This is a genomic window from Flavobacterium sp. (assembly GCF_044339515.1).
Taxonomy (GTDB): Bacteria; Bacteroidota; Bacteroidia; order Flavobacteriales; family Flavobacteriaceae; genus Flavobacterium.
Map to the genome: position 1 here is coordinate 1 of NZ_JBIIVK010000055.1, position 21,333 is coordinate 21,333.

General features: G+C 33.9%; 20 protein-coding genes. 12 read left to right on the forward strand and 8 right to left on the reverse strand.

What is annotated here, in order from left to right:
* Positions 1 to 120 precede the first annotated feature (120 nt).
* Positions 121 to 681: a hypothetical protein gene (locus ACIQ0M_RS13060; RefSeq protein ID WP_396152947.1), complete on the reverse strand. Its 561-nt coding sequence runs from the start codon at positions 679 to 681 to the stop codon at positions 121 to 123.
* Between the two features lie 136 nt (positions 682 to 817).
* Here ACIQ0M_RS13060 and ACIQ0M_RS13065 point away from each other — a divergent pair, with 136 nt between their 5' ends.
* The 4 genes from ACIQ0M_RS13065 to ACIQ0M_RS13080 all read left to right on the forward strand — a co-directional run bounded on the left by ACIQ0M_RS13065 (position 818) and on the right by ACIQ0M_RS13080 (position 4,091).
* Positions 818 to 1,339 (forward strand): exonuclease, encoded by a 522-nt coding sequence (locus ACIQ0M_RS13065; protein ID WP_396152949.1) that lies wholly within the window; start codon positions 818 to 820, stop codon positions 1,337 to 1,339.
* 47 nt (positions 1,340 to 1,386) lie between these two features.
* The gene (locus tag ACIQ0M_RS13070; protein ID WP_396152951.1) at positions 1,387 to 2,448 is read left to right on the forward strand and encodes a WG repeat-containing protein; all 1,062 of its coding nucleotides are present in this window, start codon (positions 1,387 to 1,389) and stop codon (positions 2,446 to 2,448) included.
* Between the two features lie 111 nt (positions 2,449 to 2,559).
* A complete protein-coding gene (locus tag ACIQ0M_RS13075; RefSeq protein WP_396152953.1) occupies positions 2,560 to 2,826 on the forward strand; it encodes a helix-turn-helix transcriptional regulator in 267 nt (88 codons plus the stop codon).
* Between the two features lie 2 nt (positions 2,827 to 2,828).
* Positions 2,829 to 4,091, forward strand: coding sequence for a type II toxin-antitoxin system HipA family toxin (locus tag ACIQ0M_RS13080; protein ID WP_396152955.1), 1,263 nt, complete (start codon positions 2,829 to 2,831; stop codon positions 4,089 to 4,091).
* Here ACIQ0M_RS13080 and ACIQ0M_RS13085 read toward each other — a convergent pair.
* From ACIQ0M_RS13085 to panC, 6 genes are all read right to left on the reverse strand, one after another.
* Entirely contained in the window at positions 4,075 to 4,596 is a 522-nt protein-coding gene (locus ACIQ0M_RS13085) for a hypothetical protein (protein ID WP_396152957.1), read from the reverse strand. The genes ACIQ0M_RS13080 and ACIQ0M_RS13085 overlap by 17 nt on opposite strands.
* Positions 4,597 to 4,606: 10 nt before the next feature.
* Complete coding sequence (gene radA, locus ACIQ0M_RS13090) at positions 4,607 to 5,965, reverse strand: DNA repair protein RadA (protein WP_396152959.1); 1,359 nt, start codon at positions 5,963 to 5,965, stop codon at positions 4,607 to 4,609.
* 3 nt (positions 5,966 to 5,968) lie between these two features.
* Positions 5,969 to 7,117, reverse strand: a complete 1,149-nt coding sequence (locus ACIQ0M_RS13095; RefSeq protein ID WP_396152961.1) for an alpha/beta hydrolase — start codon at positions 7,115 to 7,117, stop codon at positions 5,969 to 5,971.
* 61 nt (positions 7,118 to 7,178) lie between these two features.
* A complete protein-coding gene (locus tag ACIQ0M_RS13100) occupies positions 7,179 to 8,141 on the reverse strand; it encodes a YbhN family protein (protein ID WP_396152963.1) in 963 nt (320 codons plus the stop codon).
* 4 nt (positions 8,142 to 8,145) lie between these two features.
* The gene (gene panD / locus ACIQ0M_RS13105) at positions 8,146 to 8,496 is read right to left on the reverse strand and encodes an aspartate 1-decarboxylase (RefSeq protein ID WP_396152965.1); all 351 of its coding nucleotides are present in this window, start codon (positions 8,494 to 8,496) and stop codon (positions 8,146 to 8,148) included.
* Between the two features lie 13 nt (positions 8,497 to 8,509).
* Positions 8,510 to 9,358: a pantoate--beta-alanine ligase gene (gene panC / locus ACIQ0M_RS13110; protein WP_396152967.1), complete on the reverse strand. Its 849-nt coding sequence runs from the start codon at positions 9,356 to 9,358 to the stop codon at positions 8,510 to 8,512.
* Positions 9,359 to 9,465: 107 nt separating this feature from the next.
* Between panC and ACIQ0M_RS13115 the strand changes: the two genes are divergently transcribed.
* From ACIQ0M_RS13115 to ACIQ0M_RS13150, 8 genes are all read left to right on the forward strand, one after another.
* On the forward strand, positions 9,466 to 10,272 hold the full coding sequence (locus ACIQ0M_RS13115; protein WP_396152969.1) for a glycogen/starch synthase: 807 nt from the start codon (positions 9,466 to 9,468) through the stop codon (positions 10,270 to 10,272).
* A gap of 15 nt (positions 10,273 to 10,287) precedes the next feature.
* Complete coding sequence (locus ACIQ0M_RS13120; protein ID WP_396152971.1) at positions 10,288 to 11,916, forward strand: DUF4270 domain-containing protein; 1,629 nt, start codon at positions 10,288 to 10,290, stop codon at positions 11,914 to 11,916.
* A gap of 12 nt (positions 11,917 to 11,928) precedes the next feature.
* On the forward strand, positions 11,929 to 13,776 hold the full coding sequence (gene glmS, locus ACIQ0M_RS13125; RefSeq protein WP_396152973.1) for a glutamine--fructose-6-phosphate transaminase (isomerizing): 1,848 nt from the start codon (positions 11,929 to 11,931) through the stop codon (positions 13,774 to 13,776).
* Between the two features lie 286 nt (positions 13,777 to 14,062).
* Positions 14,063 to 16,897, forward strand: a complete 2,835-nt coding sequence (locus ACIQ0M_RS13130; RefSeq protein ID WP_396152975.1) for a TonB-dependent receptor domain-containing protein — start codon at positions 14,063 to 14,065, stop codon at positions 16,895 to 16,897.
* 11 nt (positions 16,898 to 16,908) lie between these two features.
* Positions 16,909 to 18,447, forward strand: coding sequence for a G-D-S-L family lipolytic protein (locus ACIQ0M_RS13135; protein WP_396152977.1), 1,539 nt, complete (start codon positions 16,909 to 16,911; stop codon positions 18,445 to 18,447).
* A 218-nt stretch (positions 18,448 to 18,665) separates the two neighbouring features.
* Positions 18,666 to 20,177, forward strand: coding sequence for a F0F1 ATP synthase subunit beta (gene atpD, locus ACIQ0M_RS13140; protein WP_396152979.1), 1,512 nt, complete (start codon positions 18,666 to 18,668; stop codon positions 20,175 to 20,177).
* Between the two features lie 84 nt (positions 20,178 to 20,261).
* Positions 20,262 to 20,543: a F0F1 ATP synthase subunit epsilon gene (locus ACIQ0M_RS13145; RefSeq protein WP_396152981.1), complete on the forward strand. Its 282-nt coding sequence runs from the start codon at positions 20,262 to 20,264 to the stop codon at positions 20,541 to 20,543.
* A 65-nt stretch (positions 20,544 to 20,608) separates the two neighbouring features.
* Complete coding sequence (locus ACIQ0M_RS13150) at positions 20,609 to 21,133, forward strand: hypothetical protein (protein WP_396152983.1); 525 nt, start codon at positions 20,609 to 20,611, stop codon at positions 21,131 to 21,133.
* Positions 21,134 to 21,144: 11 nt separating this feature from the next.
* Here ACIQ0M_RS13150 and ACIQ0M_RS13155 read toward each other — a convergent pair.
* A partial coding sequence (locus tag ACIQ0M_RS13155; RefSeq protein ID WP_396152985.1) for a hypothetical protein occupies positions 21,145 to 21,333 on the reverse strand: 189 nt, incomplete at its 5' end.

A 21,333-nucleotide genomic window follows, 5' to 3' on the forward strand; every position in this document is an offset into this window, starting at 1 on the left:
GTAGAGCAATTGTCCTTTTTTTAAAGCCTACTTTTTTAAAGCAGATAAAATTAAAATATAAAAAACTGATTTTCAATTTAATAAGAAATAAAAAAGTCCGATTTTAGTTTTTATCGGACATTAATGGATAACAATATTGTTTTTGTTAAATACTTTTAAATTTGTTTGATTTCCATTATTATCATATTCATATGTTTCTTTTCGTGTCAAATAGGTGTCTGAAAGCCATACTTCCATACCCGTATTGTTTCCAGATGTATCATAGAAAAATAGTTTTTTTTGAGACAAATTACCTTTTTCATTATAAATTGATTCTTGGATAATACGGTTGTTTAAATCATATTTATGAATAATTTTTGTCACCAATACTGAATCTTTAAATGTGTTTTGTTCAATTAAATTTTGTGCATCATCATAGATGTATAATCTAAGAGTGTATTTTTTGCTAGACATGTTTGAAATTTCCTTACACGAAATTAGATTACCAGATTTGTTATATTCATAGAATGTTCGGTTTATATCAGTTTGACTGCCATCAGAATATTTCATTACAGTTTTTTCAAGTACAGATTTTATATTCCCATAAAGATTTGAACTTTTTAGATTTTGAGGAGGAATAATAGATTGAGAAAAAGAAAAATGGAAAATGCTAATTAAAAAAATGATAATAATTTTTTTCATAATTTTTTGGCTATATTTAGTAGTATGAAACTTTTTTCTTTGCAGATAAAAATCATAATTTTTTTTCTTAACTTTCACTGAAAGCTAAATTAGTATATCTTGTCCACTTTATAAAGTTTTAATAAAGATAAAAAAAATGAGTTACATAGTAGTTGATATAGAATCTGATGGTCCAATTCCCGGCGATTATTCGATGGTTTGTTTTGGAGCTGTTTTAGTGGATGAAAATCTTGATAAAACATTCTACGGAAAGTTAAAGCCTATTTCTGAAAAATATGTTCCTGAGGCTTTAGCGATCTCAGGATTTAGCAGGGAGGAAACAATGCTTTTTGACGACCCTACAGAGGTGATGTTGAATTTTGAACGTTGGATAAAAGAGCATTCTAAAGGACGACCGGTATTTATTAGTGACAATAACGGATTTGATTGGATGTTTATTTGTTGGTACTTTCATCATTTTATACATCGAAATCCTTTTGGCTATTCTTCCAGAAGAATTTCAGACTTATATTGTGGTCTTGTAAAAGATACTTTTGCACAATGGAAGCATTTACGAAAAACGGAACACACACATAATCCGGTTGATGATGCAAGAGGAAATGCTGAAGTTTTGTTATATATGAAAAACGAAATGGAACTAAAAATTAGTTTGAAATAATGTATTTTCCTTTTTTGGCATAGGAATTTTTATAAATAGATTGCAATATGATGAATGGCGGATTAATAAAATTACCTGAAAAAATTATTACTGATTACGACATTCTTCATAGTTGGTCAGTATCCGATGATCTGATAATCTTTGAAACCAACTCCAATAAAGCAGGCTTATTAAGAAGAAAAGTTAAGTATGGAATACTAGTTTCCTATGAATGTATGATCGAACCATTCTATGAAAGATTAAAACATATAAAAGATAAGTTTTTTAAAGCCAATCAAAACAAGTTGTTTGGAATTGTTGATTGGAATGGAAGTATAATTCTTCCCTTTGAATACCTTGAAATAGTTGATACAACTTTAGATAACAAAATAATTGTTCAACATCAAAACACGACTTATTTTTCCTTCGATTTGGTGACTAAATCACTTGCAGAATTGCCGTTTGATAAAATTTTACGAGCTTCAAGTAATACATATGGTGCACCTTTTTTAAAAAGCTATAACTATTTTAAAAGCATCAAAAATTGTACAATAACCAATGATGATTTTTCCGGACATGAGATTACAAGCTATTCCGGTAAATGGGGAATTATTCAATCAGATGGCAAGGAATTAATTCCAAATGAATATGACTTTATTGATTTTTTGAGAAATCCTAATTATTATAAAGTCTGTAAAGGAGAACTACGATTCGTTAAATATGAAGATGACGACGGGTATGATAAAATCTCTATAGAAAATGCAAAATGGGGAATCATAGATTCCAACAACGTTGTTATAGTTCCAATTGAATATGAGTGGATTGATGAAGTTGAATCCACAATATGGGTTGCTTACAAAGGAGGCAAAGTGTTTTATAACGATGAGTATCAAGAAGATTATTGGATGATAAAAAACGGAAAGTTAGGTGTTTTTAATTTAAATAAGTTGATCGTTCCTTTTGAGTATGATTCCATTAAATTGAGTTGGTTCAGAATAAAAGAGTATATTTTTGTCCAAAAAGGGAAAAATTATTTTGAAGATTCAGAAGAATACGATGTATTTACACTTGATGGAAAAAAAATTGAAAGTAATAAACCAAAACCAAGGGATTTTTTGAATAATGGATGAAACAGCGATTTCCTTGAATTATAAATAGGGATTTGAACGATTTAATAAATACCATTAAATTAGTGTTTTTAATCAAAAATTACTATTTTTGAATAATATAATGGTATTTTTATGATTAACCCCATATCCATAAAAGAAGTCAAAATCCAAATCGGACAGCTTTGTAAGGCCAAAAGAAAAGAGTATAACCTTACCCGAGAGCAATTGGCAGATGCTTTGCAAATGTCGAGAGCCACCATTCAAAACATTGAAAGTGGCAAAAATGCTACGTTGGATAATTTACTCAAAATGGCCAATCATTTTCATTTGTTGGAAACTATTTTTGAAGGTGTTCAATCCTTACAGCATTCTTCATCAGATCCACTTTCACTTTACTAATTATGGCAGCAACACCTTTAATAGCAGTAGATGTTTTTGGAATAGAAATTGGAAAATTGGGGTATGATGCTGACCAAAAAAAATGTTATTTTCAGTACAATGCTGAATTTTTAGATTCCGGAAAGTTTTCAAACGTATTTCCTTTTATTTTCAAACGCATTAAGCCCGTTCAAGTTTTTACCCAATTTGAAGGCGAAACATTTCGAGGCCTTCCACCGATGATTGCCGATTCGTTACCCGATGTTTTTGGAAATATTATTTTTCAAGAATGGTTTTCGAGAAAAGAACCCAACAAAAAAATTTCGCCATTAGAACAATTAACCTATGTTGCCAATCGAGGAATGGGAGCATTGGAATATCGTCCGATTCAAGATTTACCTGAATCAGCGGCAATTGATATCAACGAAATGGTGCAGGTACTTGAAAAAGTATTGCAATTAAATGAAGAAACTACTGAAAAAGAGTTGAATGATTTAGCCTTGTTAAATATCTTCAAAATTGGAACTTCAGCGGGTGGAGCTCGACCAAAAATTTTAATTTCAGAACATAAAAAAACGGGGCAAATTGTGGCTGGTGATACTCATTTTTCAGCAGATTATTTTCATTATTTGGTTAAATTACAATTGCCTGAACAAGCTCCGTATCATCAGGAAAAGGTGGAATTTGCGTATTATTTACTGGCTCAAAAAGCCGGAATTGAAATGATGCCTTCCAAATTGATTGAGGATAAGCATTTTGCAACGCTTCGTTATGACCGTCAACACGGTAAAAAACAACATGTGTTAACGGCTTCCGGTTTAACCGGTTGGGATTTTACAAAACCGGAACAATCCAGTTATGAAAATGTGTTTAAATTGGCTGCTACTTTAAAGGTGCCACACAAAGATTTGCAACAACTTTTTAAACGAATGGTTTTTAATTTAGTCGTTCAAAATATAGATGACCATTTAAAAAATCACAGTTTTATCTACAATAAAGAGGAAAATAATTGGCTTTTAGCTCCGGCTTATGATGTGACGTATGCTTTAAATCCGTTATTAAATTATACTTCTGTTTCAAGAGCGTTATCCATCAATAACAAACGTCAAAATATCAATTTAAAAGATGTTTTACTGATTGCAGAAGAATATGCGATTAAAAATCCAAAAGGAATTATTGAAGAAATTGAACAAGTCACTTCATATTGGTCAACAGTGGCAAAAGAATTGGAAATTTCGGAAAAGATAAGCAAACGGATTGAGCATGATTTTATGAAATTGACGTAAGAAGTTTTAATAAACGTTCTACTTCTTCTTTCTCTTCCGCATATTTCAATTGCAATTCCGAGCCAACTTCCATTCGATTATAATAGTCCAATGCTTTACTCGCAAATGCTTTTTTATGGAAATCTGAAAGTTCCGGAATTTGCGGAAACTGTTTATGAAATAAATTTTCGTAGTAAGCTTGCCACTCGCGTTCGTTTTTATCGGTAATTAAAGTGTCTTTTGCTTTTTGTTGCACATGAATCATTTCGTGAGCCAATAAATTAAGCATCAGATTTAAGGGAAATTCAAAGGTATTTTTAGGAATACGAATGATTTGCGGCCCACCCAAAATCCCTTCGGTAGTCATTAAAATAAAATCAGGTTTGGCTTTTTCACGCAATTCAAAGCCTTTGAAATTGGGATGATTGAAGTTGTATTCTGTAATTAAAAATTCGGCAGCTTGAATGGTTTCACCTTTTTCGTGAAAACTGTTCACCCATTGAATGATTTCTTGATATGCTTTCAAAAGAAACTTTTTAGCCAAATAATTCGCTTACCACATCTTCAATCTTTGCCACCAATTTCACTTGAATCAGTGTTTCTTTCAGCGAAATTTTATTGTATTTCGAAACAAAAATGGTTGAAAACCCTAATTTTTCGGCTTCCAAAATACGTTGTTCTACACGGTTCACGGGACGAATTTCTCCGGCTAAACCTACTTCTCCGGCAAAACAAAAATCTTTTCCAACCGGGATGTCTTCGTTCGAGGATAAAATAGCGGCAACAACTGCTAAATCAATAGCAGGATCATCCACAGAAATTCCGCCTGTCACATTTAAAAAAACGTCTTTTGCTCCTAAACGAAAGCCGGCACGTTTTTCTAAAACCGCCAAAATCATATTCAATCGTTTGGCATTGTAACCGGTCGTGCTTCGTTGCGGCGTTCCGTAAACCGCGGTGCTGACAAGAGCTTGGGTTTCAATCATCAAAGGTCGCATTCCTTCTAACGTAGAAGCAATAGCGGTTCCTGAAAGTTCTTCGTCTTTATGCGATATCAAAATTTCTGATGGATTAGCAACTTCACGCAAACCGGAACCTTGCATTTCATAAATGCCAATTTCTGCTGTAGAACCAAAACGGTTTTTGAGCGAGCGTAGAATTCGATACACATGATTTCGATCGCCTTCAAATTGCAAAACGGTATCCACCATGTGTTCCAAAATTTTTGGTCCGGCAATCGTTCCGTCTTTCGTAATATGACCAATCAAAAGCACCGGAACATTCGTTTCTTTCGCGAATTTGATAAGCTCTGCCGTGCATTCGCGAATTTGTGAAATACTTCCGGCAGTCGATTCAATATAATCGGTATGTAAGGTTTGAATGGAATCGATGATGATAATCTCCGGTTCCATTTCTTGAATTTGTTTGAAAATATTTTGCGTTTTGGTTTCCGTAAGAATGAAACAGTTTTCAAATCGGTTTTCTATCCGTTCGGCACGCATTTTTATTTGTTTCTGACTTTCTTCACCCGAAACGTATAGGGTTTTATAGGGTAATTTTAAAGCAATTTGCAGCAAAAGCGTACTTTTCCCAATTCCGGGTTCGCCGCCCAAAAGCGTTAAAGAACCCGGAACTAATCCGCCACCAAGCACTCGATTTAATTCGCCATCAGAAGTGTCAAGACGAATTTCTTGTGTGGAATCAATATCTTTAATCCGAAGGGGTTTTGGAGCTTTTTTTACTTCAGAAGTGGGTTTCCAACTGGTTTTTTCTTCTTTTTGGATGACTTCTTCAACGATAGTGTTCCATTCATTGCAAGCATGACATTGACCCTGCCACTTCGAATATTGCGTACCACAGTTTTGACAAAAGAACGAAGTTTTAATTTTTGACATATATTAATTCATCAATTTTTTCATTTCTTCTGATTTTTCATACATCATGTCTTTGTTCAATTCTCCAATTGGTTCCATTTGAAAAGCACTTAAGTATTTTTTTTGTGCTCTTTTGTAATCTTCTTTGCGTTCATACATCTGAGCCATATAAAAATCAGCTAACATTGATTTTCCGTAATATTTATCTGCAAGAATCGCCAATTCGTCAAATTCGTTATACATTTTATTTTTTATAATGGCCGCTTCAATTGCTTTAAAATCATTCAAACGAATGGGCATTTGAATATTTAACGTTTTTTCTAAGGTGTTGTACTTTTCTTTCAAGTATTCAACATAACCGTATTCTAACTTTACAATTTTTTCGTTGAATTCATTTGTAGTTATGGGTTGATATACTGCAAAAAATTGATATAATGCATTCGGAATAGAATGTAAAACCAATGAATAGTGAGAAGCCCCAATAAATTCATCAAATTTATAATTGACTTTATCATTTTGAACGGTTTTCATTTTTTCATCTAATGTCTTTATTCTTTCTTTGAAAGATTTTAAATCACCATTAGAAGTAGAATGGTAATAGTAAATGGGTGTTGTAAAAGAGGAAAGACGTTCAGGAATTCTGTTTTCCATTTCAAAGCCATATTCAGGACTCAAAGAGATGTAGGCTTCAAAAAGCGGAGTATCTTTATATAAAAACAAGTTTAAAAAACCTGCTGTGGTATCATGACCGGCAATCATTTTAAAAGGTGCAATCCGATAAGTTTTCAAAAGATAAGGCACTAATTCAGTTCCAATAAAATCATAGAAATTTGCACCCGTTTCAATCGGTAAACCGGTTTCCTCATCCACTCGTGAATCATCATATCGTTCTTCATTTTTGTTTTGGCAAACACCAATTACAATTACTTCAGGTAAATCATCCCAATAGTTACCATATTTTAGAGCTCCTAAAAAAGGGTCAAATAAATATTCAGCATCTAAAACCAACAGTAAAGGGAATTTTTGATCTTTATCTTTTTCATAAGAGGGTGGAAGTGATATATAAATATCTCGATCTCCGCCCAACTTTTGAGAAGAGAAGATTTCAACGGTTTTTTGAGCATAACAACTCATGGATAACACTAAAACGGCAAGAATTTGAACTACTTTCATCTGGTTTCGGTTTTGGAAATGAAGTGAATCACTTCAATTTTTTCGAAAGCAAGATAGTAAATTATTTGTTTTTGTTTAAAATGGGGAGCAATAAAAATGAAAGTGTTCCTAAAAGTACCACCATGAGTGTTTGCGAAGTCCACACCAACCAACCAAAAGCGGTTCCGGCTGTTTCGGGAACATTATACAGTAAAAGAATCTCAGCCATTAAAAAAGGATAAGCTCCAAAACCGGAATTGGTTAAGGTTATGGCGAGTCCGCCTACGATAAAAGAGATGACAACGGTGCTTAAACTCAAGTTACTCGTTTCGGGTAGGGCAAAAATGGTAATGTAAAACATAAAAAAATAACTTGCCCAAATCAGTAATGAATGAAACAAGAAAGCCCATTTTTTTTCCATTTTCCAAATGCTGAAAACGCCGTCCATTAAACCGGAAATTTTTTGTTTTATAGTTTGTATTAATTTAAACTTAGAATAGCGAAACATCAAAATTACGCCAATCAATAAAGTTGTACCAATCCCTAAAATAAGCATTAATTTTTGGAATGGAATTTTATCTAAAACAAAAGCTTTTAAAACATCAAATTCCAGAAAAAAAGCTAATCCGATGAATGATAATAAGAAAAAAGTATCTACAACTCTTTCGGCAATGATGGTTCCGAAGGACTTATCAAATGGCACATCTTCATATTTTTTGAGAATTAAAGCACGGGAAACTTCGCCTGAACGCGGAATTGACATATTGATAAAATAGCCAATGCAAACCGCCATCACATTTGTAGAAATTTTTGGTTGATAACCCAAATGTTCCAAAGTATATTTCCATCGATAACCTCTTGACCACAATGCCACAGCACTAATTAATAAAGAGATATAAATGTAGAAATAATCTGCGTTTTTAAATTGCAGTTTAATTTCTTCCAGTTGTTGAGGGGTGAATTTATTGTAAGTGTAAATAACCAATAACAATCCCAATAAAATTGGGAGTAAGATAGAAAGCCATTTACCGATTTTCTGTTTCAAGGGATTAGGTTAACGAATTGTCATTTTCGTTAGGAAAAACTAAGGAAGGTTTAAAGGTTTTCGCTTCCTCAAAATCCAGAATTCCGTAAGCAATAATGATAATAATATCTCCTTTTTGCACTTTTCTTGCGGCCGGACCATTTAAAGTAATTTCGCCACTATTGCGATTCCCTTTGATGACATACGTTTCTAATCGTTCGCCATTATTGATATTTACGATAGCAACTTTTTCACCTTCCACAAGATTGGAAGCTTCCATAAGGGCCTCGTCGATAGTAATACTACCGATGTAATTTAAATCTGCTCCAGTCACCTTAACACGGTGAATCTTGGATTTTACAACTTGAATTTGCATGGTGCAAAGGTAATTAATTTAATGAAATAGTATCAATCAATCGAATGTTGTTAACAAAAACAGCAATAAAAGCACGGTATTTTTTGTTTTTCGATTTGCGTAAACAAGGTTTTAACGTGGCTTCATCGGCAATTTGAAAATATTCCATTGAAAATTTTGGATGATTTTCAAATGTTTTTTTAACAAAATTCGAAACTTCATTAGCAGTTTTCGTGCCAAACATTTTTTTAGAAGCGGTTAATGTTTTGAAAATCAATGCGGCTTCTTTCCTTTCTGTTTCTGATAAGCGTTCATTACGTGAACTCATGGCTAAACCGTTTTTTTCACGATGGATTGGGCAACCAATAACGTTTACAGGGATTTTATATTTTTGAACTAATTTTTTGATAATCTGTAATTGTTGAAAATCTTTTTCGCCAAAGTAGGAATGGGTTGGCTGAATGATTTCGAATAATCTTTTGACCACTGTTCCTACTCCGTCAAAATGCCCCGGTCGGTGTTTGCCCTCCATTTGGTGCTCTAATCCATCATAATCAAACGATTCTGAAACAGTATTTCCTTCATAAATATCATCAACAGAAGGAGCAAAAACAATAATTTTATTGCTTATTGTTGCAATTTTTTCTACATCTCTCTCTAGTGTGCGTGGATATTTTTCAAGATCTTCTGCATTATTAAATTGAGTAGGATTTACAAATATACTCATCACAACAACTTCATTTTCTTGTAATGCTTTTCTGAGCAACGACAGGTGTCCATTGTGCAGTGCTCCCATAGTTGGTACAAATCCGACAGTGGTTTTTGAAGCCAAAAAAGGTAATAAATAGGCTTTAAGATCGGTTTGTTTATTGAAAATGAGCATATAAATTTAATTTGTTTCGGTGCAAACTTACTATTTTACTTAAATATCTGCATAAAATTTTGTAATTTTGCATGCTTTAAAAACCTAAACGATAAAGTTCAAAACGTATGGAGGATAAGAGGATATTGTATGTATCATCTGAGGTAGTGCCTTATTTAGCAGAAAATGAAGTGTCAATCATGTCGTATGATGTTCCCAAAATGGTTAATGATTTGGGGGGTCAAATACGAATTTTCATGCCAAGATATGGAAATATTAATGAGAGAAGACATCAATTGCATGAGGTAATCAGGTTGTCCGGAATGAATTTGGTGGTGAATGATTTAGATATGCCGTTGATTATTAAAGTTGCTTCCATTCCCAAAGAAAGAATCCAAGTCTATTTTATTGATAATGACGAGTATTTTAAGCGTAAAGCAACTTTTACGGATGAAGAAGGAAAGTTATATTCAGATAATGACGAAAGAGCTATCTTTTTTGCAAAAGGAGTGGTTGAAACTGTAAAAAAATTAAATTGGGTACCGGATATTATCCATGTGCATGGTTGGTTAGCCTCTTTGTTGCCAATTTACATGAAACATTATTATAAAGATGAGGCTCTTTTTTCTGACACGAAAATTGTAACATCGGTTTATGCTCAGTCTTTTGAGGGGAATTTAGATATGGAACTCATTAATAAAATTAAATTTGACGGTGTTCCGCATGAATCCATTTCTGTTTTAGAACAACCTAATTACGAAAATTTAATTAAAGCTTCAGTAGAACATTCTGATGCTGTGATAGTTGCCTCCGAAAATTTATCTTCAAGTTTAACAAAATTTATAGAAGCTTCAGGAAAACCTTTTTTACCTTTCATCCCGAAAGAGGATTATCCGGAACATTATACTAATTTCTATAAAAACAAGGTTCTTTAAATTTTATTTATTACAATGATTTCAAAAAAAATAATTCAATATACTTCTATTGCAGTCCTTTCTTTGTTGTTTTTTTCATGCGATAAAGAGTTTAATACAATTGGTGGCGATGTGATTGGCGATGATCATTTTCAATTTGGTATAAAAGATCAAGATGCTACTGTCATTGCTTTTAACCAAGATTTAGGAGCTGTTCAAACTAATAATTTAGTGGTTAATCCATTAGGTATTTACAACAACACTGCTTTTGGAAAAACAACGGCTCATTTTGTAACCCAAGTGTCGTTGCCATCTACTACAGCACCGACTTTCAACCCGAATCCTATCATTGATGAAGTGGTTCTATACATTCCTTATTTCAGTACAAAAGGGACTACAGATTCTGAAGGAGTTACCAGTTATGAACTTGATTCTGTTTATGGATCTTCTAAATTAAAATTAAGTGTCTTTGAAAATGGTTATTTTCTAAGAGATTTTGATCCAAATACGCAATTTGCAGAAGCACAAAAATATTATTCAGATCAGTTATCCGATTTTGAAAATAACAAAAGAGGTGCTGCTGCTGATGGAACCTCTATTCCACACGGAGAACGTTTGAACAATGCCATAAATGTTGCAGAAAACGACCAATTCTTTTTCAACCCGGCAGAAATTTCAGTAACTACAGTTGATGAAGAACTGGAAGAAACAACAACAAAAACGGCACCGGGTATATACTTGAAATTAAATAAAGATTTTTTTCAAAAGAAAATTATCGGAGGATATAACCAAAATAAGTTGGTGAATAATAACGTATTTAGAGATTATTTTCGCGGGTTGTATTTTAAAGTAGAAGCCTCATCAGTAGAACCCAATGGGAATAGTCTAGCCATGATTAATTTTAGTGGTGGGAAAATCACCATAAAATATGAGCAAGATGACGACGATGATCCAGCCACCAATATGAGGGAGGATAAAACACTTGAACTTTCACTCACAGGAAATACAGTTTGTTTGACAAGTCAAGAAAGAAGCACTGATTATTCTAATGCATTGGCTTCTGCTGATGCAACACAAGGTGATGAACGGTTATACCTAAATGGAGGGGCAGGTTCTATGGCTGTTATTGATTTGTTTGGTCGTGACGAAAATGGACAATCGGCAGAATTAGAAGCCTATCGAGCTAATGGATGGTTAATCAATGAAGCCAATTTGACCTTTAGAATCGATCGAAATACAATGGGTAACAATGTTGAACCCAATAGGATTTATCTTTATGATTTAAACAACAAAAGACCTTTGGTTGACTATTTCAACGATTTTACAACCAATACTACTAAACCTAAATACGGGAAGTTGATTCATGACGGGATTATAAAACTAGAAGATGAAAAGGGAGTAACCTATAAAATCAGAATCACAAACCACATTGCTAATTTGTTAAAAAACCCTGATTCTACAAATGTTAGACTTGGTTTGGTTGTTACAGAAGCAATTGGAAATATAGGAAACTATAAATTAAAAAATAATACAGCAATCGGTATAAATGACGTGCCTATTGCATCTATCATGAATCCTTTAGGTACAGTGTTGTACGGAAGCAAATCTTCTGTACCTTTGAACCAAAGATTACGATTAGAAATTTATTACACCAAACCTGACTAAATATTTAAAACTATGTGTGGAATTGTTGGATATATTGGAAAACGCGACGCTTATTCAATTGTTATTAAAGGACTTAAGCGTTTAGAATACAGAGGTTATGACAGTGCCGGAATCATGTTACATGATGGCAAAGACCTCAAGGTTTCAAAAACCAAAGGAAAAGTAACAGACTTAGAAGAAGTATCAGCAAAAGACAATAATTTCTTCGGTTCGATCGGGATGGGTCATACCCGTTGGGCAACACACGGAGTACCAAATGATGTGAATTCACATCCGCATTTGTCAAACTCTGGAAATATTGCAATAATCCACAATGGAATTATTGAAAATTATGAGCCTTTAAAGAAAGAGTTAATTAAAAGGGGATATGTATTTCATTCTGAAACAGACACCGAGGTTTTAGTTAATTTAATTGAAGATGTTCAAAAAAATGAAAATTTAAAACTAGGAAAAGCAGTTCAAGTAGCATTAAACCAAGTTGTTGGAGCCTACGCTATTGCTGTTTTTGATAAAAATAAACCGGACGAAATTGTTGTAGCTAGATTAGGAAGTCCTCTTGCTATCGGAATTGGAGATGGCGAATTTTTTGTAGCTTCCGATGCTTCACCATTTATTGAATATACGTCCAATGCTATTTATTTGGAAGATGAAGAAATGGCTATCGTTCGTTTGCACAAACCTATTAAAGTACGCAAAATTAAAGACGACACTTTAGTTGATCCTTACGTTCAAGAGTTGAAAATGAACTTAGAACAAATTGAAAAAGGAGGCTACGATCATTTCATGTTGAAAGAAATCTATGAGCAACCAAATGTAATTAAAGATACTTATCGCGGAAGATTACTTTCAAACAAAGGAATTATTCAAATGGCGGGGGTAGAAGATAATCTGGAAAAATTTCTAAATGCCGAGCGTATCATTATCGTTGCTTGTGGAACTTCATGGCATGCGGGTTTAGTAGCAGAATATATTTTTGAAGAATTTGCAAGAATTCCGGTAGAAGTTGAATACGCTTCTGAGTTTAGATACAGAAACCCAATTATCAACAAAAAGGACATTGTTGTTGCAATTTCGCAATCAGGAGAAACAGCAGATACTTTGGCTGCAATTAAATTAGCCAAAGAAAACGGGGCATTTGTTTTTGGTGTTTGTAATGTGGTAGGTTCATCTATTTCAAGAGAAACGGATGCCGGTGCCTACACGCACGCAGGGCCGGAAATTGGAGTAGCATCCACAAAAGCATTTACAACACAAATTACGGTTTTAACTCTTATTGCCTTACGTTTAGCAAAAGCAAAAGGAACCATGTCAAATTCTGATTATCATCGTTATTTATTAGAACTCGAGATGATACCGGAAAAAGTAGCTGAAGCTCTTGAAACAAATGATATTGCGAAAGAAATTGCAGGGATTTATAAAGATTCACCTAACTGTTTGTATTTGGGTAGAGGATACAATTTCCCGGTAGCACTGGAAGGAGCATTAAAGCTAAAAGAGATTTCCTATATTCATGCCGAAGGATATCCTGCAGCAGAAATGAAACACGGACCAATTGCCTTAATTGATGAATCGATGCCCGTGGTTGTCATTGCACCAAAAATGGGCCACTATGATAAAGTAGTGAGCAACATCCAAGAAATTAAATCCAGAAGTGGAAAAATTATTGCGGTTGTAACCAAAGGTGATACACAAGTGAAAGAATTAGCAGACCACGTGATCGAGATTCCTGAAACATCGGATGCATTATCACCGTTGTTAACAACCATTCCATTACAATTACTTTCCTATCACATTGCAGTGATGAGAGGTTGTAATGTAGACCAACCAAGAAATTTGGCCAAATCGGTTACGGTAGAATAGATTTAATTTCAACAATTATATTACAAAGCGGACATTTTTATGTTCGCTTTTTTTATTTTTTCAGTAAAGTTGCTAAATTGTTAACTAAAGCTTAAAAATTTATATGAACGCATAGTAAATAGTGTTAAATTCTTCAAATTCTTAAAAATAATTCAATGATTTGTGTTGCGAAATGTTTAAAAATGAAATATTTTAAATGATAAATGTGATAAATTAATTCACTTTTTTTATTAATTTCAAAAATATTTGTACTTTGGTAACGTAAACTAACAAAAACTCTAACTTTATGAAAGTGAAATTAATTCTTCTCACATTGTTTTTTTGTAGCATTTCTTTTGCACAAACAACAATAACAGGAAAGGTTGCTGATAATACCAATCAGCCAATTCCGGGGGCTAACATCAAAATTGTTGGCGAAGATATAGGTACAACAACCGATTTTGACGGAAATTTTACCTTAACAACACAAAAAAAGCCACCCTTTACAATTGAAATCTCTTCAATTGGTTTCTCCACCAAAAGAGAAGAAATCAAGACAAACAACCAAAAAGTAAATATAGTTTTGGCTGAAGAAGAAACTAGATTAGACGAAATTGTAATTTCGGCATCTAGAACTCCAGAACGTATCTTTGAATCTCCAGTTACCATCGAAAGAATGGGAATGAAAGAAATTAAAAACACGACCTCACCAACTTTTTATGAAGGTTTAGAAAACATGAAAGAAGTTCATTTTAATACGTCAAGTTTTAACTTTAAATCCATAAATACCAGGGGTTTTGCAACTATTGCCAACACACGTTTTATGCAATTAGTTGATGGAATGGATAACTCTTCGCCGGCATTGAACTTTGTTTTAGGTAATCTTATTGGTTTATCTGATTTAGACGTTCAAAGTGTAGAACTTTTACCTGGTGCTTCATCTGCACTTTATGGAGCAAATGCATTCAATGGTATTTTATTCATGAATAGTAAAAACCCATTTGAATTTCAAGGGATTAATGCTTATGTCAAACGCGGTATCACCAATCAGGAAGAAGCCGGAACAAACGAATTTTTAGATTTTGGTATTAGAGCTGCATGGGCATTTACTCCACATTTTGCTGCAAAAGCTAATTTTACATATATGCGAGCTACTGAATGGATTGCTGCCGATGATAGAGATGTAAATGGTGGTACAATTGGACATGCAAATAACAGAAATTATGATGGTTTAAATTATTATGGAGATGAAGTTTCAAATTTTCTGAGCAATATTGGAACTATAAGTAGAGATGGTTATAGAGAACAAGATTTGAACGATAATCAAATCAATAATGTTAAATTTGACGGTTCAATCCACATAAGACCTTGGGCAACTTCGTCTAATCAGTATTGGAAAGATTCTGAATTTATTGCTCAATACAAAATAGGTTTAGGTAACACTGTTTATCAAGGAGGTAGTAGATATGCATTAAGAAACTTTTTTATGAGTCAAACCAGACTTGAATTTAAGAATAAAAACTTCTTTATTAGAGGTTATTTATCATCTGAAGATGCAGGAGATTCTTACGACATGCGATTTGCTGCTATCAATGTTAACAGGAGAGCTAAAACTGATGTTCAATGGTTTACTGATTATGCTACTGCTTTCTTACAATCTCAAATTGGTTTAGGATTTAATGCAGCACAAGCTGATACTTTTGCAAGAGGTTTTGCTACACATAATATTAACAATACCCCTTTACCTTTAACACCGCTAAATGGAGGTTTACCCCAATTTCAACCGGGAACACCTGAATTTGCAAACGCTTTAGCAGAGGTAAGATTAAGTGCAGATGTTACTAATGGAGCTTTATTTAAGGATCAATCACGTATTTGGCATAGTGACTGGAACTATAATTTAAAAGAACACATATCGTTTGCAGATGTACAAGTAGGAGGTTCATTTCGTTCATATGTTTTAGATTCGGAAGGAACAATTTTTACAGACACTGATGGTCCAATTCGTTATGATGAATATGGTTTATATACACAAGTTCAAAAGAAATTCATGGACGACAGATTAAAGTTTACAGGTTCTGTACGATATGATAAATCGGAATTATTCGAAGGTCAGTTTTCACCTCGTGTATCTTTGGTTTATTCAGCTGGAGAAAACAAAAACCACAACTTTAGAGCATCCTTTCAAACAGGTTTCCGTAACCCAACAACACAAGATTTATTTATTGGTTTAAATGTTGGACCTAGAGCATTGGTAGGATCTGCTGCTAATAATTTAGAAAGATATTCTGAAACATTCAGTGTTGGTAATTCTGCTTTTCCATTAAGTCAAGCTGGTGCAACATTTATTGGAGCAAATAGTTTAACACTAAATGGAGTTGATGCATATGGTGCTGGTTTTACAGCAGAATCTGTTTTAAGATTTGATCAAACACAAAATGTAAACGATTTAGTATCTATTCAAGGAACTAATTTAGTAAAACCAGAACAAGTTAAAGCTTTTGAGTTGGGTTATAAATCACGAATTAATGGTTTCGATATTGACATCAATGGTTATTTTAATATATATAATGATTTCATGAGTGGTGCAAGAGTTGTAGTACCTTTTTATGGTGTTGCGGAAAGTGATATTACAAGTCCAGCATTTCAAGATGCTGTAATAGCTTTAGGAAGGAGAGACAGAAGAACATTTGATTTATATACTAATACTTCTGCTGTTATCAATTCTTATGGAGCAGGTTTAGGTTTATCTCGAAAAGTATATAAAGATTTTGAAATATCTGCAAGTTATAACTGGGCAGCTTTTGATTATGATGAATCTGTTGACCCAGCTTTTAGACCAATGTTTAATACGCCAGAACACCGTGCAAAATTAGGTATAAATAATGATAAACTATTTAAAAATTTTGGCTTTGGTATCAACGGACGTTGGTGGTCAGAATATGAGTGGGAATCTACTTTTGCTGATGGCACAATACCATCTACATTTGTACTAGATGCACAAATACAATATGCTATACCAAGCTTGAAATCTGTTATTAAATTAACTGGTTCAAATATTGGTAGCAATGATTATTTACAAGTAATAGGTGCCGGTAGAATTGGTCAAATTTACACCTTAGGTATTTCAATTAACCCTTAATTAATTAAGTCATGTATAAAAATTTAAAATATTTATTTCTTTCTTCATTTGTCTTTATAGCTTGTAGTGAAGATGTAAAAGAAGAGGTTATCGCAGAAGAACCTTTATCAAAAGGCTCAGCAGATTTTACAAAATATGTAGCTTTAGGAAACTCTTTAACAGCCGGTTTTTCAGACAATGCATTATTTAAAGCTGGTCAAGTTAATGCTTACCCAAATCTTATGGCAGAAAAATTTGCAGAAGTTGGTGGTGGTGCTTTTACGACACCATTTACAAATGATAATGTAGGCGGACTTTTAGCTGGAGGTATCCAAATTCAAGGGCCAAGATTGGTTTTTAGTAATGGTGCTCCCGTACCTTTAAATATTGCTGTTCCGGGTTCAGTACCGACTACTGAAATTGCTATACCATTAACCGGCCCATTTAATAACATGGGTATTCCTGGAGCAAAATCGTATCATTTAATTGCACCAAATTATGGTAATATTGCAGGGCTTGCAACCGGTCAAGCTAATCCTTATTTTGTTAGATTTCGTTCATCTCCCACTACAACTGTTTTAGCGGATGCTTTATCTCAAAATCCAACTTTTTTTAGTCTTTGGATTGGAAATAATGATGTTTTAGGATATGCTACCTCTGGGGGAACCGGCGTTAATCAATTAGGTAATACAAACCCAGCAACTTATGCAGCAAATGACATTTCAGACCCAACGATGTTTAATACTGTTTATAATCAAATTATTGATGCTTTAGCTTCAAATGATCGCAAAGGTGTGGTAGCTAATATTCCTAGTGTTACATCAGCTGCTTTTTTTAGAACTGTACCTTTTAATCCGGTTCCATTAGATGCTGCAACTTCTAGTGCTTTAAATGCAGGTTTAATAGGGCCATTAGATCAAATTTTAACTGCATTAGGTCAACCAGATCGTTTAAAACCTTTAGATGCCGCAACTAACAATCCACTTTTAATCGTAGATGAAGGTTTAACGAATTTAGGCTCTCAAATTCAAGCTATTGCAGCTTCTTCTGGAAATCCACAGTTAGTAGCTTTAGCCCCCTTTTTAGGAGCTGTTTACGGACAAGCTAGACACGCAACTAAAGACGATTTGGTTTTATTAACTACTCGTACTGTTATTGGCCAACCTGCGGGTTCTCCAGTTCCTTCATTAAATGCATTTGGGGTTTCTTATCCACTTCAAGATCAACACGTTTTAGTACCTACTGAAATAGAATTAATTAATACTGCTACAACGGCTTTTAATAATACTATTGAATCAGCAGCTCAATTGAAAGGCTTAGCATTTGTTGATATTAATTCAATAATGAGAGAGTTGAGTACTAATGGTATTCGATTTGATAATTACCATATGTCTGCAACTTTTGGTCAAGGCGGAGTATTTAGTTGGGATGGTATTCACATTACTGCTCGAGCTAATGCTTATATTGCAAATCAATTTTTAGAAGCTATTGAAAGAACCTATGGTGCTAAGTTTAGTAAGTTTAAGCCACAAGATAAACCGATTACTTATCCATCTTTCTTACCAAACTAATTATAAATTATATTTCAAAAACCACCTCTAACCAGGTGGTTTTTTTGTTTTACAACACTATTTATACCTCTGAGCAGACTATGTTTCGAATACTTCAAAAAAACCTAAAAAAAACATTGATTTACTATTGATTTTATATTTTTAAAAATTATCTTTGCACTCTGAAAAAAGACGTGTTTTAATTAAACATAAACAGCTATTAAATAAATACATAAGCAATGTCAAAAGTAGTAGGAAAAGTTTCCCAAATCATCGGACCGGTTGTAGACGTTATATTCGATTCTAAAAATGCCGAATTACCTAAGATTTATGATTCATTAGAAATCAATAAAAAAGATGGTTCAAAATTAGTTTTAGAAGTGCAATCACATATTGGTGAAGATACCGTTAGAACCATTTCGATGGATTCAACTGATGGATTGAGCAGAGGTACAGAAGTGGTGGCAACCGGAGCTCCAATCCAAATGCCAATTGGTGCAGATGTTTACGGAAGACTTTTCAATGTAATAGGTGATGCTATTGATGGTTTAGGTGATTTACCAAAATCAGGTGATAATGGTGTTTCCATTCACCGTCCGGCTCCAAAATTTGAAGATTTATCTACTTCTACAGAAGTTTTATTTACCGGAATTAAAGTAATCGATTTGATTGAGCCTTATTCAAAAGGAGGTAAAATTGGATTGTTCGGTGGTGCCGGTGTAGGTAAAACAGTATTGATTCAGGAGTTAATTAACAATATCGCTAAAGGTCACGGTGGTCTTTCCGTATTCGCAGGAGTAGGGGAAAGAACTCGTGAAGGGAATGACTTACTTCGTGAGATGTTAGAGTCAGGAATTATAAAATATGGTGAAGAATTTATGCACTCTATGGAAAATGGAGGATGGGATTTATCCAAAGTAGATAAATTAGGAATGAGAGAGTCGAAAGCGACTTTCGTATTCGGTCAGATGAACGAACCACCTGGAGCTCGTGCTCGTGTGGCTTTATCAGGTCTTTCTATCGCTGAATATTTCCGTGATGGAGCTGGTTCTGATCAAGGGAAAGACGTACTTTTCTTCGTAGACAACATCTTCCGTTTTACACAGGCAGGTTCTGAGGTATCGGCTCTTTTAGGTCGTATGCCATCTGCGGTAGGTTACCAACCAACATTAGCAACTGAGATGGGTGCTATGCAAGAGCGTATTACATCAACCAAAAAAGGTTCGATTACATCTGTACAAGCGGTTTACGTTCCTGCGGATGACTTAACCGATCCGGCTCCTGCAACTACTTTCGCTCACTTAGATGCAACAACCGTATTGTCACGTAAAATTGCTGAGTTAGGTATTTATCCGGCAGTGGATCCGTTGGATTCTACGTCACGTATCTTAACACCGCTTATCTTAGGGGATGATCACTACAATTGTGCTCAAAGAGTAAAAGAAATTCTTCAAAAGTACAAACAATTACAAGATATCATTGCCATCCTTGGTATGGAAGAGTTGTCAGAAGAAGATAAATTAGCGGTATCTCGTGCTCGTCGTGTGCAACGTTTCTTGTCTCAGCCATTCCACGTGGCAGAGCAGTTTACAGGTATTCCCGGAGTTTTAGTTGATATCAAAGATACCATTAAAGGATTCAACATGATTATGGACGGAGAATTAGATCATCTTCCTGAAGCAGCTTTCAACTTGAAAGGAACTATCGAAGATGCCATCGAAGCCGGACAAAAAATGTTAGCAGAAGCATAATAAAGCTGGAAGTTGGAAGCTGGAAGCTAGAAGTAATTTTCTTCATCTTCCATCTTCCATCTCCCATCTTCTAACTCAAAAAATATGATTTTAGAAATAGTATCCCCGGAAGCCACTTTATTTCAAGGAGAAATCACCTCAATCACCCTACCAGGAGTTGATGGTTCATTTCAAATTTTAAATAATCACGCACCTATCGTTTCTATTTTAAAGCAAGGAACTGTAAAAATTGTAGCTCCAAGTTTCAAAATAAACAAAGAGGTAGCCGGAAAGTTTGCCAAAGTAAATGACCAGACCTATACGTTAGAAATTGCTTCGGGAACAATCGAAATGAAAGATAATAAAGTTATCGTGTTAGCCGACTAAGTTTTTTCGATACAATATATATAAAAGTCATGCAGCAATGTGTGACTTTTTTTTATATTTGATTCATGCAAAAAAATGATTCTGTCAAAATTTACTCCGGCACAAGAGCTTGGTACGAACTCGTACTCGCAGCCATCTTTTACAGCGTAACAATCTACATTTTACTTGATTTTTTTTATACGATTATAATCAATTTTAACGGCTCATCAACCATTCAAAAGCTATTTAACTTCCTCTATTATGGAATGCCATGTCTAGCAAACGCACTATTTTTTTCCATAACAAAAGACATTGAAATCGACATCCATTCACAAATAATCACTAGCATTTACAAAGTAGGCCCGTTTTACAAAACAAAGAAAACGAAAGCTCTTCAATTCGAATATATTTCCATTTTTCATGACAGTAAACAAAATTTTCAAACAAATTTATGGTATAAAGGCAACCGCTTTTATAAAATGTATGATTTTGAAAAAAAAGAACTAGCAATGAAATTCGGCGAAATGCTTTCAACAAAATTAAACATCGACCTACTTGATGCAACTGAAAAAGGAAACTTTAAATGGGTTGATAAATCGACTATTATTTAAATTTCTACGAGCTATTTCCCGCTTTCCATTCCAAGCTTGTTTGCCAAAACTGTTTTTTCTGAGCCGCCCCAAGTCCCGATAGATTCTGTGTTGATTTCCAAAATAAAATCTAAATTTTTATTAGTTTTGTTTTTCAAGACAGTCTCTGAACTAGTCTCTATAGCGTGTTTAAACCATTTGTGTTTGCACGCTATTTTTTG

Bases quoted from the DNA above. Each gene is read 5' to 3' on its own strand.
- panD (WP_396152965.1), bottom strand. From the start codon at position 8,496: ATGCAAATTCAAGTTGTAAAATCCAAGATTCACCGTGTTAAGGTGACT.
- ACIQ0M_RS13065 (WP_396152949.1), top strand. From the start codon at position 818: ATGAGTTACATAGTAGTTGATATAGAATCTGATGGTCCAATTCCCGGC.
- ACIQ0M_RS13075 (WP_396152953.1), top strand. From the start codon at position 2,560: ATGATTAACCCCATATCCATAAAAGAAGTCAAAATCCAAATCGGACAG.
- ACIQ0M_RS13150 (WP_396152983.1), top strand. From the start codon at position 20,609: ATGCAAAAAAATGATTCTGTCAAAATTTACTCCGGCACAAGAGCTTGG.
- ACIQ0M_RS13060 (WP_396152947.1), bottom strand. From the start codon at position 681: ATGAAAAAAATTATTATCATTTTTTTAATTAGCATTTTCCATTTTTCT.
- ACIQ0M_RS13095 (WP_396152961.1), bottom strand. From the start codon at position 7,117: ATGAAAGTAGTTCAAATTCTTGCCGTTTTAGTGTTATCCATGAGTTGT.
- ACIQ0M_RS13135 (WP_396152977.1), top strand. From the start codon at position 16,909: ATGTATAAAAATTTAAAATATTTATTTCTTTCTTCATTTGTCTTTATA.
- ACIQ0M_RS13080 (WP_396152955.1), top strand. From the start codon at position 2,829: ATGGCAGCAACACCTTTAATAGCAGTAGATGTTTTTGGAATAGAAATT.
- ACIQ0M_RS13145 (WP_396152981.1), top strand. From the start codon at position 20,262: ATGATTTTAGAAATAGTATCCCCGGAAGCCACTTTATTTCAAGGAGAA.
- ACIQ0M_RS13070 (WP_396152951.1), top strand. From the start codon at position 1,387: ATGATGAATGGCGGATTAATAAAATTACCTGAAAAAATTATTACTGAT.
- ACIQ0M_RS13115 (WP_396152969.1), top strand. From the start codon at position 9,466: ATGGAGGATAAGAGGATATTGTATGTATCATCTGAGGTAGTGCCTTAT.
- ACIQ0M_RS13120 (WP_396152971.1), top strand. From the start codon at position 10,288: ATGATTTCAAAAAAAATAATTCAATATACTTCTATTGCAGTCCTTTCT.
- panC (WP_396152967.1), bottom strand. From the start codon at position 9,358: ATGCTCATTTTCAATAAACAAACCGATCTTAAAGCCTATTTATTACCT.
- ACIQ0M_RS13130 (WP_396152975.1), top strand. From the start codon at position 14,063: ATGAAAGTGAAATTAATTCTTCTCACATTGTTTTTTTGTAGCATTTCT.
- atpD (WP_396152979.1), top strand. From the start codon at position 18,666: ATGTCAAAAGTAGTAGGAAAAGTTTCCCAAATCATCGGACCGGTTGTA.
- radA (WP_396152959.1), bottom strand. From the start codon at position 5,965: ATGTCAAAAATTAAAACTTCGTTCTTTTGTCAAAACTGTGGTACGCAA.
- glmS (WP_396152973.1), top strand. From the start codon at position 11,929: ATGTGTGGAATTGTTGGATATATTGGAAAACGCGACGCTTATTCAATT.